14 protein-coding genes, 1 riboswitch and 1 other annotated feature are annotated in these 15,882 nt (G+C 40.5%); all 14 genes read right to left on the reverse strand.

Going from position 1 to position 15,882, the window contains the following annotated elements; all coding sequences use genetic code 11:
- Nucleotide 1: 1 nt before the first annotated feature.
- The 14 genes from AB3N04_RS07445 to AB3N04_RS07510 all read right to left on the reverse strand — a co-directional run bounded on the left by AB3N04_RS07445 (nucleotide 2) and on the right by AB3N04_RS07510 (nucleotide 15,803).
- On the reverse strand, nucleotides 2–1,216 hold the full coding sequence (locus AB3N04_RS07445) for a homoserine dehydrogenase (protein ID WP_368505465.1): 1,215 nt from the start codon (nucleotides 1,214–1,216) through the stop codon (nucleotides 2–4).
- Between the two features lie 98 nt (nucleotides 1,217–1,314).
- A riboswitch (SAM riboswitch) is annotated at nucleotides 1,315–1,428 on the reverse strand.
- 165 nt (nucleotides 1,429–1,593) lie between these two features.
- The gene (gene aspS, locus AB3N04_RS07450) at nucleotides 1,594–3,381 is read right to left on the reverse strand and encodes an aspartate--tRNA ligase (protein ID WP_368505466.1); all 1,788 of its coding nucleotides are present in this window, start codon (nucleotides 3,379–3,381) and stop codon (nucleotides 1,594–1,596) included.
- A 1-nt stretch (nucleotide 3,382) separates the two neighbouring features.
- A complete protein-coding gene (gene hisS / locus AB3N04_RS07455) occupies nucleotides 3,383–4,663 on the reverse strand; it encodes a histidine--tRNA ligase (protein WP_368506009.1) in 1,281 nt (426 codons plus the stop codon).
- Between the two features lie 70 nt (nucleotides 4,664–4,733).
- Nucleotides 4,734–4,965: a binding site (T-box leader), on the reverse strand.
- A 59-nt stretch (nucleotides 4,966–5,024) separates the two neighbouring features.
- Nucleotides 5,025–5,201, reverse strand: a complete 177-nt coding sequence (locus AB3N04_RS07460) for a hypothetical protein (RefSeq protein WP_368505467.1) — start codon at nucleotides 5,199–5,201, stop codon at nucleotides 5,025–5,027.
- Between the two features lie 235 nt (nucleotides 5,202–5,436).
- Nucleotides 5,437–5,877: a D-aminoacyl-tRNA deacylase gene (gene dtd / locus AB3N04_RS07465; protein WP_317123101.1), complete on the reverse strand. Its 441-nt coding sequence runs from the start codon at nucleotides 5,875–5,877 to the stop codon at nucleotides 5,437–5,439.
- Nucleotides 5,878–5,897: 20 nt separating this feature from the next.
- Nucleotides 5,898–8,081, reverse strand: a complete 2,184-nt coding sequence (locus AB3N04_RS07470) for a bifunctional (p)ppGpp synthetase/guanosine-3',5'-bis(diphosphate) 3'-pyrophosphohydrolase (RefSeq protein ID WP_368505468.1) — start codon at nucleotides 8,079–8,081, stop codon at nucleotides 5,898–5,900.
- Between the two features lie 191 nt (nucleotides 8,082–8,272).
- Nucleotides 8,273–8,788, reverse strand: a complete 516-nt coding sequence (locus AB3N04_RS07475; RefSeq protein WP_368505469.1) for an adenine phosphoribosyltransferase — start codon at nucleotides 8,786–8,788, stop codon at nucleotides 8,273–8,275.
- 2 nt (nucleotides 8,789–8,790) lie between these two features.
- Nucleotides 8,791–11,160, reverse strand: a complete 2,370-nt coding sequence (gene recJ, locus AB3N04_RS07480; protein WP_368505470.1) for a single-stranded-DNA-specific exonuclease RecJ — start codon at nucleotides 11,158–11,160, stop codon at nucleotides 8,791–8,793.
- A gap of 78 nt (nucleotides 11,161–11,238) precedes the next feature.
- Nucleotides 11,239–11,577: a lipopolysaccharide assembly LapA domain-containing protein gene (locus AB3N04_RS07485; protein ID WP_368505471.1), complete on the reverse strand. Its 339-nt coding sequence runs from the start codon at nucleotides 11,575–11,577 to the stop codon at nucleotides 11,239–11,241.
- Nucleotides 11,578–11,595: 18 nt separating this feature from the next.
- Complete coding sequence (locus AB3N04_RS07490; protein ID WP_368505472.1) at nucleotides 11,596–12,495, reverse strand: cation diffusion facilitator family transporter; 900 nt, start codon at nucleotides 12,493–12,495, stop codon at nucleotides 11,596–11,598.
- Nucleotides 12,496–12,608: 113 nt separating this feature from the next.
- Nucleotides 12,609–13,553 carry a protein translocase subunit SecF gene (secF, locus tag AB3N04_RS07495; protein WP_368505473.1) on the reverse strand — a complete coding sequence of 315 codons (945 nt, stop codon included), beginning with the start codon at nucleotides 13,551–13,553 and terminating at the stop codon, nucleotides 12,609–12,611.
- Complete coding sequence (gene secD / locus AB3N04_RS07500) at nucleotides 13,543–14,847, reverse strand: protein translocase subunit SecD (protein ID WP_368506010.1); 1,305 nt, start codon at nucleotides 14,845–14,847, stop codon at nucleotides 13,543–13,545. Before secD ends, secF begins: the two co-directional genes overlap by 11 nt.
- 154 nt (nucleotides 14,848–15,001) lie before the next feature.
- The gene (locus AB3N04_RS07505; protein WP_368505474.1) at nucleotides 15,002–15,280 is read right to left on the reverse strand and encodes a post-transcriptional regulator; all 279 of its coding nucleotides are present in this window, start codon (nucleotides 15,278–15,280) and stop codon (nucleotides 15,002–15,004) included.
- A 37-nt stretch (nucleotides 15,281–15,317) separates the two neighbouring features.
- Nucleotides 15,318–15,803: a COG2426 family protein gene (locus AB3N04_RS07510; protein ID WP_368505475.1), complete on the reverse strand. Its 486-nt coding sequence runs from the start codon at nucleotides 15,801–15,803 to the stop codon at nucleotides 15,318–15,320.
- Nucleotides 15,804–15,882: the final 79 nt, after the last annotated feature.

The raw sequence follows: 15,882 nt of genomic DNA on the forward strand, positions 1-15,882 counted from the left end.
ATTAGAGCACCTTACTATGTTGACGACTTTTCACTTGATTGAGGTCACCACATAATTGATAAACAGGCTGATGGAGGTAATCGACTGCAGCATCCTTCACAATCCATGCTTCTCCCTCTGCATGAGGAATGGATTCAATGATGTTGACCGAATGTGCCTCAGCCCAGTGCAAGCATTCTCCGTAGCTTGCTTGATTGACAAACACCACATCATAACTAGCACTCTCTTTTGAATCACTTTCTGCTATAACGACTCGATCTCCTTTGTAGCGTTTTTGAAAAAGATAATCTTCCACCATACTATTAGCGGTAGCAGCTCCTCCAGCCCCAGGCCCAACAAAAGCTAATTCATGAATATCTTCGCCGTAAATAACCACCCCATTTGTAACGCCATTAATGGAAGCTAATAGTTCGTCATTCACAACAAATGCCGGCGATACAATGCCTTTAATCTCTCCCTCTTCAAGCCTCGCATCTCCTACTAATTTAACTTGGCAGCCGATATCACTTGCCACCTCTACATGCCAATTTTCAATCTCACTCACTCCAAAACGACTGATCTGCTCAGGGTCAGCCCATTTCCCAAAACAGAGCCGGCTTAAGATGATTAATTTATACCATGCATCAAAGCTTTCAATGTCATCAGTAGGATCACTTTCAGCATAACCTAACTGCTGGGCTTCAAGTAACACATCCGCAAAACTGCGTCCTTTTTGAATCATTTCCGTCAACATATAATTGGTCGTTCCATTTAAAATCCCTCTTACTTGATTAATGGCTGTCGTTGCAAGTGTTCCACGAAGAGCATTTACAATCGGAACAGCTCCCGCCACAGCCGCTTCGTAACCATAAAAAGCTCCACCTGAAGTCGCTACTTTTTCAAGTTCTTCACCTTTTTTCGCAACAAGCTTTTTATTTGCAGAGATAACGGGAATTCCTTGATCGAGAAAATAGTGAGTGTACGTAAAGGCTGGTTCAATCCCTCCAATCGCTTCAAAGACGATATCGTACTTTTGATGAGCTTTAAACTGTTCCCACTCTGTCGTGATGAAGACATCCTTAAGGTTGGCACGATCTTTTTGACGGTCTTTTACCAAAATGGCTGTGATTTGAAACGGCTCATCTATTTGCTTTTCAATGGTTTTACGGCTTTTTTCTAGCCGTTCATATACGCTTCCACCTACTGTACCAAATCCAAGAATCGCTACTTTTAACATAACTCTCTCTCTCCTCGCCTCTTATCTATCTCGTCTTAGCTTTATATCAAGAATTAAACACAAAAAAACCTTTCACTAAGGAAAGGTTTTTCTGCCTTCCCTTATCTACCAGAATGAATACATTCTGCTGAACGTAGCACCTTTGTTTGTATGGCATACAAACCGGTTGCCGGGTTTCATAGGGTCAGTCCCTCCACCACTCTTGATAAGGATGAGATCTCTATCTCATATTGTTTCGAATTTTCTATTAAAACTGATTATACGCATCACGAATCGAAGAGTCAATGTTTTTTTTCGTTTGTGCGAAAACTTAATGCGATTGCCACATTCTAAAAAACCCCGCTTGCGCGGGATGCGCTCTAGCGGGGATCTATTTATTAAGCTTTTACTTTATCAGACTTCTTTCCAATGACAGATAAGTTTAAATCAATTAATTGATCTAGACTTACTTCACTTGGTGCATTGGTTAACAAGCAGCTTGCACTTGCTGTTTTCGGGAATGCGATCGTGTCACGTAAGTTTGTGCGACCTGCAAGTAGCATAATCAAACGGTCAAGTCCAAGCGCAATACCGCCATGTGGAGGTGTACCGTATTCAAATGCTTCAAGTAAGAAGCCAAATTGTTCTTTTGCTTCTTCTTCTGTGAAACCAAGTGCTCTGAACATATGCTCTTGGATCTCACGCTCGTAAATACGTTGTGATCCACCACCAAGCTCATAGCCATTTAAAACAAGATCATAGGCTTCAGCTCGGACAGCTGCTGGATCCGTTGCAAGAAGATCACGATCTTCTTTCTTCGGACTTGTGAATGGATGATGCAGAGCGACAAAACGTTTTGCATCTTCATCATACTCAACGAGTGGGAAATCAACCACCCATAGGAAGTTATATGCATCCTTGTTAATCAAGTCAAAATCTTTACCAAACTTCAGACGAAGAGCACCTAAGCTATCGAATACAACTTGTTTTTTATCAGCTGCAAAGAATAATAAGTCTCCTTCTTCACCGTTCATTGCTTCAAGTAAACTCTCTGCTTGCTCGCCTTCAAAAAATTTAGCCACAGGACCTTTAAGACCTTCAGCTTCTACTTTCAACCAAGCAAGACCCTTCGCACCATAAGGCTTCACAACCTCAGTTAAAGCATCAATCTCTTTACGAGACATTTTACTTGCTCCACCTTTTAAGTTTAACCCTTTTACAATGCCACCGCTGTTGATTGCACTAGTAAATACTTTAAAGCTAGAGTCAGCTACAACCTCAGAAAGCTCAACAAGTTCCATTTCAAAACGAGTATCTGGCTTATCTGAACCGTAACGATTCATTGCTTCATCATAAGTGAGGCGTTGCATCGGAAGAGAAATATCGATGCCTTTTGTTTCTTTCATTACTTTTGCCATCATTTTCTCAGTCATTGAAAGCAAGTCTTCTTTATCCATGAACGATGTCTCAATATCAATTTGAGTAAATTCTGGTTGACGATCCGCACGTAAATCCTCATCACGGAAACAACGAACGACTTGATAGTAACGCTCAAAGCCTGACACCATCAAAAGCTGCTTAAAGATTTGTGGTGATTGCGGCAGTGCATAAAACTCACCGTGATGCACACGACTTGGAACAAGATAATCACGTGCTCCTTCTGGTGTACTCTTTGTCAGCATTGGTGTTTCAATCTCAAGGAATGCTTCATCATCTAAGAAGTTACGAATTAGTTTCGTCGTTTTATGGCGCAGCTTAAATGTTTCTTGCATATCAGGACGACGCAAGTCTAAGTAACGGTAACGTAGACGAACATCCTCAGAAGCATCCGTATCTGCTTCAATTTGGAACGGAAGTGATTTTGAAGCATTTAGAACTCCAACCTTTGTTACATGAATCTCAATGTTACCTGTAGGAAGTTTATCATTTACTGTACGTTCCTCACGGGCTACAACTGATCCTTCTATCTCTAGAACATATTCATTACGAACACGCTCAGCTATTTCTAATGCTTCTTTGTTTACCTCGGGGCTAAATACAACCTGAACAATACCAGAACGGTCACGGAAATCAAGGAAAATGACATTTCCAAGATCACGACGCTTTTGCACCCATCCTTTTAGTTGTACCACTTCACCTACATGCTCTTCTCTTAACTCTCCACAATGATGCGTTCTACCTATCATCTTATTTGCCTCCCTCAACTTGCTCTTTCATATATGTGATAAAGGTATCAAGTGCAACCTCGACTTGCTCACCTGTTTCCATGTTCTTAACATTTATACGATTCTCAGCAAGTTCATTATCACCAAGAATGGCTGTATAGCGTACGTTCAATCGATCTGCTGCCTTGAATTGGGCTTTCATCTTTTTATCTAAATAATCTTTATCACAACGAATGCCTGCTTGACGTAATTGGTAAAGAAGTTCAACAGATTTCTCTTTTGCAGCATCACCTAAAGTGACCACAAAGCAATCCAGTTGATTACCGAAATCAGGCACTTTCCCTTGAGCTTTTAGTGCCATGATTAATCGCTCAATACTAAAGGCAAATCCAATTCCTGGTGTCTCAGGTCCTCCAAATTCTTGTACAAGCCCATTGTAGCGTCCGCCTCCACATAATGTCGTGATCGCCCCAAAGCCTTCACCTTCTGCCATTACTTCAAATGCAGTGTGGTTATAATAATCAAGTCCACGCACTAATGTTGGATCAATGACATATGGTAAGCCCATCTGATCAAGATGTGCCTTTACTTGTTCGAAATAAATCGCTGATTCTTCTGTGTAGTAATCATGAATCGAAGGAGCTGTAGCCATTAATGGATGCTCACGATCTTTTTTACAATCAAGAATACGCAGTGGATTCTTCTCTAAGCGATTTTGGCAATCAGAGCAAAACTCACTGATGCTTGGTTTAAAGTGATTAATAAGCGCCTCTCTGTGTGCATCTCGGCTTTCTTTATCACCTAAACTATTTAAGACAAGCTTGATATCAGTTAAGCCAAGCTCATAATAAATGCTCATTACTAAAGCCAACACTTCTGCATCAATGGCTGGGTCTTTACTGCCCAATGCCTCAACGCCAAATTGAACGAATTGACGCATGCGACCTGCTTGAGGACGCTCATAACGGAACATGGGTCCTGTATAGAAAAGCTTTGTCGGTTGACTTGCTTCACCATATAGTTTATTTCCAACGAATGAACGCACAACACCAGCCGTTCCTTCAGGACGTAGCGTTAAGCTTCTTTCACCGCGATCAGTGAATGTGTACATTTCCTTTTGGACGATATCCGTTGTTTCCCCTACGCCACGCGCGAACACTTCTGTATGCTCAAAAATAGGAGTGCGAATTTCTTTGTAATTGTAACGACTGCATATTTCTTTTGATTTTTGTTCAATGTATTGCCAGATTTCAATTTCACCTGGTAATAAATCTTGTGTACCGCGTGGGATTTGAATGCTCATCACTGTTCCTCCTGCTTGTTTACTCGGTCTTTTATCCACACAAAAAACTCCCGCCTCTGATGTTTAATACATCAGGGACGAGAGTTATATACCCGTGGTGCCACCCTAATTGAAGCCTAAATTACGACTTCCACTTTTCAACAGTTAACGCCTGTATACGTCATCTCCTACTTATATACATGTTCAGAGAAGATCCTCAAAGGTGTTCATTCATCAAGACAAATTTGGAGGGCTCTCAGCCACGACCTCTCCTCTCTGATTAACTTGCTACCTTGATTACTATGCCCCGTCACCGGAATAATGTAAATTTGTAATTGGTTTGTTTACTACTATACGAATGAAACTCATCTCTGTCAATAGGCTAATTTCGACCTAGCTTTTGCTTTAATGTGCGAACATCGCGTAAAGACAACCCAAATTCTGAAGCCAGTTCTAGATTTGAATTAGCCTGTTCTTTCTCAACAAAGCTATGAAAATCAACATGAAACATTTGGTCTGACTGTTGATGCAGTGATAATTGCCGCATGCTAGAGCGCATATAAAATCGTCCTTCCTCATTTTATCTACTTCTAGCATGACCCAATTTCATTAAAAACTTTCAAGGAATGATGATTTTGTTTTTACATTTCACAAAATCAGGTGGTTCCACTTTTCTTGTCTTGTTTCACCTTCTTGCCCTGCGGGTAAAAACGGTGAATCAAATGAAGTCAAAGGGCGACTTCCTATTGCTCCCCTTATTTTACCGCATGCCAAAACAGTCGGTTCCACTTTTCTTATTTTGATTCAACTATCAGTGTGACTGGTCCGTCATTGATTAGTGATACGTCCATCATCGCCCCAAAGGTTCCTGTTTCAACATGAATACCTTTATCACGTAACACTTGATTAAAATACTCATAGCGTTCGTTTGCAATATCAGGCTTCGCTGCATTCATGAAGTTCGGGCGACGCCCTTTTTTACAATCACCGTACAAGGTGAATTGAGAGATCGACAAGATGTCTTTGCCCACGTCTAGAAGGGAATGATTCATCTTCCCTTCCTCGTCTTCAAAAATACGAAGGTTGATGACTTTATCAGCCACATACTCCATATCTTCATTTGTATCTTCATGTGTGATTCCAACAAGTAATACTAGTCCAGCATCAATTTTGCCAACTACTTCTTCATCAACTGTTACGGACGCTTCTTTTGATCGTTGCAACACAACTCGCACTACCCACACCTCTACTTCAATTAATGCATAATTCGACGTACTGAATAAATATCTTGTAAATGTTTGATCTTCTCCACAACTTTATGAAGGTGATCAATATTTTGAATTAAGATGGTCATATTAATCGTTGCTACTTTGTTACGGTGATCACTCTTACCAGAGACGGCATTGATCATCGTTCTTGATTCTGTTACTGCTTGTAACACTTCATTCAATAAGCCATTGCGGTCATATCCACTGATTTCGATATCGACATTGTATGACTTCGATTGCTGATGACTACCTTCCCATTCAACAGGAAGAAGACGTGTTTTCGCCTCTTCTGTATTCACATTGGCACAATCGGAACGATGAATGGAGACACCTCGACCTTTTGTAATGTAGCCGATAATGTCATCACCGGGTACAGGTGTACAACAACGAGAAAGACGGATCAATAAGTTATCGACACCTTTTACACGGACCCCTGAGCTTGTCTTCTTTTTCGGTGTAAAGGACGGGATCTCAGAAATCGCTTTAGCCAAAGATTGCTCTTCTTGCTCTTGGTCGAGCTGTTTACGAAGCTTCTCGGTCATTCGGTTCACAATTTGCTTTGCACTAATGCCACCATAACCAGCTGCCGCAAACATGTCTTCCTCACCAGCAAAGCTAAATTTATTTGCTACTTCTTGAATGTTTTCAGCCGTTAATACTTCTTTTGGCTCAAATTCAAGTGCACGAATTTCTTTTTCAACGATCTCGCGCCCTTTTTCAATGTTCTCTTCGCGACGTTCTTTTTTGAACCATTGCTTAATTTTATTTTTCGCATGTGAAGATTGGGTAATCTTCAACCAGTCTTGACTCGGCCCATAGGAATGTTTTGAAGTCATCACCTCAATAATGTCTCCTGTTTTCAGCTCATGGTCGAGCGGAACCATTTTTCCATTCACCTTCGCACCAATACAGCGATTTCCGATTTCACTATGAATACGGTAAGCAAAGTCGAGCGGAACCGATCCACGTGGGAGATCTAGAACGTCACCTTTGGGCGTAAAGACAAAGACCATATCACTGAACAGATCCATTTTTAAAGATTCCATAAATTCCTGTGCATCATTGGTCTCATTTTGAGATTCAATAATATCGCGGAACCATGTAAGCTTGTCTTCAAATGAGTCTTTAGAAGAACCAGATTTACCCTCTTTGTATGCCCAGTGAGCAGCAACCCCGAATTCTGCTACTCGATGCATTTCTTCTGTACGAATCTGAACCTCTAGTGGATCACCAAATGGTCCGACAACCGTCGTATGAAGGGATTGATACATATTCGCCTTAGGCATCGCAATATAGTCTTTAAAGCGACCAGGCATTGGCTTCCAGCATGTATGAATCACACCTAAAACGGCATAACAGTCTTTAATGTTTCTGACAATAATTCGAACAGCTAATAAATCGTAAATCTCATTAAACTGCTTGTTTTGGAGCACCATTTTTCGATAAATGCTGTAAATATGCTTCGGTCTACCGTTTAGTTCAGCCCTAACATTCACATCTGTTAGATGTTCATTAATCGTATCCATTACTTGCGATAGATATTCTTCGCGCTCAGCACGTTTACGTTTCATTAGGTTAACAATTCGATAATATTGCTGCGGATCTAAATACCTGAGAGCTGTATCCTCAAGTTCCCATTTAATTGTTGAAATACCTAGTCTATGAGCAAGTGGTGCAAAAATTTCGAGTGTTTCGTTTGAAGTGATACGTTGTTTTTCTGGCGGCATGTATTTTAATGTACGCATATTGTGAAGACGGTCGGCAAGCTTAATTAAAATCACTCGGATATCTTTTGCCATCGCAACTAACATCTTACGGTGATTCTCTGCTTGCTGTTCTTCTTTTGATTTATACTTAAATTTCTTTAATTTTGTTACACCATCCACAAGCATCGCGACTTGATCATTGAATTCAGCTTCAATTTCTTCTACGGTCACATCTGTATCCTCTACAACATCATGTAAAAATGCTGCGGCCACAGTGTTTGGATCAAGCTCAAGTTCTACAATAATCCCTGCAACTTGAATTGGATGTAAAATATATGGTTCACCAGACTTGCGGTACTGGCCAGTATGAGATTTTTCAGCATATTCATACGCCTTACGTAAAAAAGCAATGTCATCCTCACTAAGATATTGACTTGCTTTTTCTAACACTTGATCTATGGTCATGAAATCACCTATTCACGATTCGATTTCTTCTTATTATCGTTAAGTTTCCACACGATGTAAAGAGATAAAGGCGAAAAATGTCGAGGAAGCATTGAAAATAATTTCCAACATCCTCCCTTTTTTTCATTTTTCTTAACTAAATAGTAGAAAAGAGCACTCATAATTTATGAGTACTCTGTTATTCTAGTCGTTTATTTATACGTCATTAGTGAGAAGAGCTCATATCCATCAAGACGGTCACGACCAGCTAGGTAGTCTAGTTCAATCATGAATGCAATCCCTACAACAATGCCGCCAAGTTCTTCTACCATTTTAATTGTTGCTTCAATCGTTCCACCAGTTGCAAGTAGGTCATCAGCAATTAAAACACGTTGCCCTTTTGTAATCGCATCGCGGTGGATTGTTAAACTATCTTTTCCATACTCTAAGCCATAGTCAACTGAAATGACTTCACGTGGTAGTTTTCCAGCTTTACGGACAGGTACAAATCCAGTTCCTAGTGAGTAAGCAATTGGACAACCAACAACAAATCCGCGCGCTTCTGGTCCGACAACAAGATCAACTGCCTTGTCTTTTGCAAATTCAGCCATCTCATCGATTGCTTCTTTGTAAGCCGCACCATCTTGCATTAACGTCGTAATATCCTTAAAACGAATGCCTTCTTTAGGGTAGTTTTCTACAATTGTAATATACTGTTTAAAATCCATCTTTACACCGTCTCCTTGATCTGTCGTTCATCTATTTCAGTCGGAAGAATTACGCGGTTGAACCATTGCTTTAATTCCTCATAGGAAGAATAAACGAATTGATTTTCTATTTTTGCTTGTTCTTGTTTTCGTAAATAACTTTTAGATTCATCTAACCCTTTTTTCTCAGGTGAATCACTAAGCGCGAGAATACCATTGTCTATTGTAACAAAACCGAGCTCTAAAAACACCTGTGACATGAAATCAATTGTGTGTTTTGACCAACCTTTATGTTTCGCTAAATCTAAACCATGTTTTTTCAAATCAAATGTTTTACGTTTCAGCAAAAACGCATAAAACCATTTAAATTGATCACGGTTAGGATTTGTTGTAAAAAAGGAGTCCTCTTGCTGATGAAAAATCGTATAAACCCGACTAGGTGTTCCTTGGCCCGTAAATAAACGGCTTAACTCATCCCTTGTATTCGGAACATCTAGTAAAATCACATATTTATCTTCAAACAAGCCCGTAGCATGAAAGACTTCTTCAGCCTTTCTAATATCTTCACAATGCAAGCCAAGTTGATTCGCCGATTCTTCTTGAAAAGAAATAATGATTCGTCTCTCTACTGGTATCTCCAACAATCGATCGTCTAATCGCTTTTGTTGAATACTGCGCCAATCAAATAGTTGCCATTCATTAACCGCAAGATCCTCTAACATCATTTGTGGTTTCACATGTCCATTCCACTCATTAATAGATAACGTCCCAATTGCGGATAGTTTAGCTGTTTGGCTAATTTCATCATGCAAGTGACCTAAATGAAAGCCAATGCCATCAAGACTAGCGCCATTTTGAGCGAAGCTTATTTTTAAGTGATTCGCCTCACTACCAATTCGACGCATCTGATCAATATGAACATTTTCAATCATGACTTTAGGTGTTGGGTTACTCACCCCAAATGGTGCCAGTGCTTCAAGTTGCTTTATGACCGATAAGGATATGTGATCGACACTTGTTGCAAGATCTATTTTTGTGAGAGGCTTGAAATCTTCTTCCGTTAACACTTCTTTCGCCTGCTCATTTAACCGTTCGCGTAACAGATCTAAGTCAGCTTCTTTCATCGTAAGCCCTGCCGCCATCGGATGCCCACCGAAGTGAGGAAGGATATCTCTGCTCTTTGATAACTCTGAGAACATATCAAAGCCTTCGATGCTTCTTGCCGAACCTTTAGCTAACCCTTTTTCTTCATCTATGCTAAGCACAATAGTCGGACGATAGAAGCGTTCTACAAGTCGTGATGCTACGATCCCAATAACCCCTGCATTCCAGCCGGGCTTGGCAATAATCAAAACGTCATTCTCAGAAGGTGGATAAGTCGTTTCAACGATTTCTACTGCTTCTTCTGTAATAGCATTTACAATACTTTGACGTTGTTTATTAAGAGCATCAATTTCAGCTGCTAAATGTTCAGCTTCGCTAGAGTCATTTGTAATCATCAATTCGACTGCTGGATCAGCTGAATCTAGTCGTCCGGCTGCATTAATACGCGGGCCAATACCAAAGCCGACATGGTCTCCATTTAAGGCATCTTGACCAACGCCACATACTTTCATTAACGCACGCAAGCCTGGCTTTGATGTGGATTGCAGAGCTCTTAAGCCCTCTTTTGCCATTAATCGATTCTCATCCACTAATGGAACTAAGTCAGCAATGGTTCCAATCACCACAATATCAAGCAACTCTTTTGGTATTCTTCCAAGTAAAGCTTGAGCTACCTTAAAAGCAACCCCTACCCCAGCTAGCCCTTTAAACGGGTACGTACATCCAGGCTTTTTCGGATTGACAATCGCATACGCATCAGGCAGTGTCGGTGGTGCTTCGTGGTGATCGGTTACAATAAAATCAAGTCCAATTTCTCTTGCCACATTGGCCTCATGAACAGCAGAGATTCCTGTATCTACTGTTACAACAAGCGTATAGCCTTCTTCTTTTGCACGGCGCAAAGCCGGCTCATTAGGACCATAGCCTTCTGTGAACCGATTAGGAATATAATAATCAAAAATAGCCCCTAGCTCTTTTAACGTGTAGATCATGACCGAGGTACTACTCACTCCATCAGCATCATAATCTCCAAAAATCAGGATCTTTTCTTGATTAGTAATAGCTTCATTTATACGTGTAATGGCCTCTTTCATACCCGAGAGTAAATACGGATCGTGATAAGTCATTTCTTCACTGTTTAAAAACGTTTTTGCAGCTTCTGGTGTATCAATGCCACGATTAATTAATAATTGCGCAACAAGTACATCTACACCTAGCTCTTTGACAAGACTCTCTACTTTGTTATCATCTTGCTCTTGTATTTTCCATCTTGCCTTAGGTTTTAACATAAGTTCACCCCTTGACCATCCTATTATACAGGAGCAGCCAAGGGGTGACAATGTCTGAGTTTATAATGATCGCTGTCTTTATTTGGGATCTTGATCTAATGTAGTATCTTTGATGACGGTGTTCTCATCACCATCAACTGTATCGACATCATGCTTTGATGTTGCAGCAGCTTCTTGATGGCCTTTTAATGTTTTTAGCTTCTTAAGTTCTGCTTGAAGACGGTATATTTTTACCATCCCTAGGGCACCAGCAACGATGGCCCCCATAAAGACCGAACCAAGAATAACCAGAATCAACGGCCACTCCGCCACTCCAAATAAATAATTTACACGAACCGCGTCTACATTAATGACGGCAAAGATGGCAATAATAATCGCCACTAACAATCCTAAAATAATATTCCATTGTCCCCTCATCCCAATAAACCTCCTCCATTAGTTTTTTTCTCTATATGGATTAATATGCACGAGTACATCTTGTACATTCTTTTCTTCCATTAGCCTTATTTTCACATTCTTTCCGATTGCATGACCTTCTTCTACCGTAATGTGCGGGTCTACGCCAATCTTAATATCAACAATGACGTAGTGACCGTGTTCACGAGCAAAGAATTCATCAATATTTAACACACCTTCTACTTCTGCTGCAGCTTGCTTCATCTCTACCGTATCTTCTGGGTGAAGAACATGATCAAGCGCGTTGTGAATCGATTGCTTCCCAAGGCTCCATGCCATCTTACCAATCAAAATGGCGACAAAGGCACTGGCTAGTGCATCCCCATACAAAAGCCAAGAAATATTCAACATTCCACCTAAAATCGCAGCCCCAATCCCTACAAGCGCAGCCATCGAGGAGAAGACATCTGAGCGGTGATGCCACGCATCCGTCATTAATGCTTCACTTTTATATTTTTTACCCAATTGATACTTATATCGAAACATTAATTCCTTTGTCACAATTGAAAAGACTACAGCATAGATCGCAATCATTTTCGGGACAACAACTGGCTCAAAAAAGGACTTGAACGCAGTAAGTGCGATTTCAAAACTAACAAGAAACAACAGTACCGCAACAATGATCGCAGCAACCGATTCTGCTTTTCCATGACCATAAGGATGATCTTCATCTGGTGGGAGTTTTGCAGCGCGTACTCCTATCAACACAACTACTGATCCGACAACGTCTGATGCCGAGTGAGCAGCATCTGCAATTAACGCTCGGCTATTTGCCATAAAACCAATAATGGCTTTGATGATAGCTAAGATAATATTGCCGATAATCCCAACCCAGGCAGCAAAGCGTACTTTTCGGTAGCGAATATCTGCTTCTTCCATATGCTCACCCCACTCTCTACTCTCTACATAATATACCAAAACCTGCCACTGCTCCACGTTATTGTTCCAAAAAAAAGATCATGGTATGCACCATGATCTTTTTTTCTATAATACTAAACGGTTGGTTCTTCTTCTGGTTGTTGCTTGCTTTTAAACTTTTGCTTTTTAAGCTGACGCGCTTTCCAAATTAACCACAGTTGAGAAGCGAGGAACATCGAAGAATAGGTTCCAGCTACTAGGCCAATTAACAAAGCAAGAGCGAATGAGCGAATCGCCTCTCCCCCAAAAATGAACAGGGCAGCAGCTGCAAAGACGACGGTTAAGACGGTATTAATGGAACGAGCAAGTGTTTGAACTAAACTTTTATTGACGATTGCAGCTAGGTCATCAAAGCCCTTCACTTTCTTAGCCAGCTTCATGTTCTCCCTAATGCGGTCAAACGTTACGATTGTATCATTAATCGAATACCCGACAATCGTTAGAACCGCTGCAATAAATGGTACGTTTACTTGAATTTGAAGCAAACTGAACACAGCAATAATGAAAAAGGCATCATGTAAGAGTGCCACAATCGCAGCAACCCCATATAAGAATTCAAAACGAATCGTTACATAAATGATAATTCCAACAGAGGCGATCAATACAGAAATCAATGCATTGCGCGCTAGCTCTTGACCAACTGTTGGTGATACTGTTCCGATATTTGGATCAGCTCCAAATCGCTCAGCGAAATGCGATTGAATTTCCGCAATTTCACCAGCATCTAGAACACCAATAAATCGTGCTGTAGCCAATTCATTGCGATCTCCACCTAATGTAATGTCATCAGGTGTATACCCGGAACCAATTTGAGCAAATTCTTCTTCAACTATTTCTGCCGTTAATGGTTCTTCTGATAAGATTTCAACTTGAGAGCCACTCTCAAAATCAATCCCTAAATTCAATCCCATTGTCAGTAACAGAATGACACCAATGAGCATTGAAGCGAGCGAGAACATGAAAAACTTTTTACGATGTTGAACAAAATCGATCTCGCGGTTGTGGAAATTAAAGCTCATCGATTTCACCTTCTTTCACACCGAACAAGCGTGGCTTTTTATTAAGCGCACGGCTATTCACCCATAAACCGAGTAATAAACGTGAACCGTAAACAGCCGTTAAGAAGCTTGTTAAAATACTAACGATCAACATCACAGCAAATCCCTGTACCGAACTTGTCCCATAGGCAAATAACACACCGGCTGCTAGAATAGTTGTAATATTTGCATCTAAAATCGTAGATAAAGAGCGTCTGCTACCTGCCTTAAAAGCAGACATAATAGATTTCCCAGAGCGAATCTCTTCTTTGATTCGTTCATACGTAATAATGTTGGCATCCACTGCCATACCTACCCCTAAAATTAAAGCTGCAATACCAGGTAATGTGAGGATCGCATTCATTAAGTTAAAAATAAGAAGTACTAAGTAGATGTACATGCTAAGTGTAACCACAGCGATCACACCCATAAATCTGTAATAGAAAAGCATATAGATAAAGATTAACGCAATCCCGATAAATCCAGCATAAATCGTTTTCTCCATTGCCTGTTCACCTAAAGAAGCCCCGACTGAATTCGAGTACATCTCTTCTAGTTGTACAGGTAATGACCCTGCATTTAATACTTCTGCAATAAAACGAGTCTCTTCAAGAGCGAAGTTACCCTCAATCATTACATCACGTGAATTAATCGGTTGACGTACGGATGCCGCAGATAAAAATTTAGGGTCGTCACTCATCATTTCAGCTTCATATGAATCGACACCCTCTTCAAAATCAAGCCAAATGACTAGTAAATTCTCACCAGGTGGTCTGTTTGAAATCTCTCTTGTAATATCACCAAAAAGCTGTGCATCACGGAGAGTGAGTGTCACGATCGGTTCATTCGTTTGGTCTTTAAAAGAAGAATTTGCCCCATTTTGCTGCAAATCACTTCCATCTAATAACACTTCATCATTTACATCACGAAATGTTAGGTTCGCTTCTGTAGAAAGTAGATCACGTGCTGTTTGTTGGTCTTCCACACCAGCTAATTGCACACGGATGCGGTCATCGCCCTCAATTTGAATATTCGGCTCTGATACACCGAGAACATTTACACGTTGATTGAGCGCACTAACCGTTGCACTTAGTGCTGTTTGATCAATTACATCTCCTTCATTAGCGGGATTAACTTGATACAAAATCTCAAATCCGCCTTGAAGGTCGAGTCCTAGCTTGATTTCCTTCGTAATCCCCATAACCGTCTGGCTAATCAGCCCTCCGAAGATGAGTACGATGAGAAAAAAAGCAATAATTCGGCCTTTTTTCACCATGTTGCTCAAATGCCTCCTCCTATTAACGCACTAATGCTTGTCTACTAAGAGACAAGCATTTACACAATAGTCTTATTATAGCTTTTCATGAAAAATCCTGTCAATTTCATCTAGAAAATTCTCACTTAAACCTCACTTTATGTATTCATGCGACCTACCCCAACGAGTCTTGTTTTTTAAACCAATCCTCGCCTTCACGGTAACTTTCTTTTGTTACCCATGTCATATAATCCTGGACTTTTAATGTAAGAATGACTTGAACAAAAGCATGAAGATGAATAAATTCTTTTGGTTTTCGCAAACGATCCATCACACAAGCCCACACTTGATCCACAGTTACTCGGTCATACCCTAGAAAATGAAACTCCTCGACCTTTGAAGCAAGTGCCGGTTCTACATCGTATCTCCAACTTTCAAATTGCTGTCTTTCCATCGTATCATGCTCCCCTCTATTAAGTTCCTTCTTACGTCTAAAAGATTGTATACATTACAGCGGCTACCCCAACACCAGCAATAACCACTCCTGTTGCAATGGCTAAAAATGCTGATCGTAAAGGGATAAAAAATAAGATTGCTGCTAAGCTTGCAGAATAGGCTCCTGTTGTCGGAAGCGGAACCGCAGTAAACAATATCAAGCCAAGCGCACCAAACTTCTCCACATTATTACTCTTTTTCATCGTGCGGTTATAAAGCCAATCATAGAAGCGCTTATATACCGAAAAACGGAGCATCCACTTACTAATAGGACGGAATAATAGCAGAATTGGAATTATCGGTAGTAAGTTTCCTAGTATCCCATAGAATAGAGCCTCACTGAACGAGAAGCCTAGTTGATGAGCAAGCGGAATTCCTCCGCGCAACTCCAAAATCGGCATCGCTGATATCACAATGACAAATAATTCAGGTGGCAAAAAGCCAAACGTATCAATTAAAAACTGTTCAATAGTGTGTTTCACTTAAACTCTTCCTCTCTCTTTACCAAGTACGATAAAACATCTTGTCATGCTTGCCCCACTACTAAGCATATAAATAATA

Origin of the sequence: Alkalihalophilus sp. As8PL, assembly GCF_040939795.1 — a bacterium.
Taxonomy (GTDB): Bacteria; Bacillota; Bacilli; order Bacillales; family Bacillaceae_D; genus Alkalihalophilus; species Alkalihalophilus lindianensis.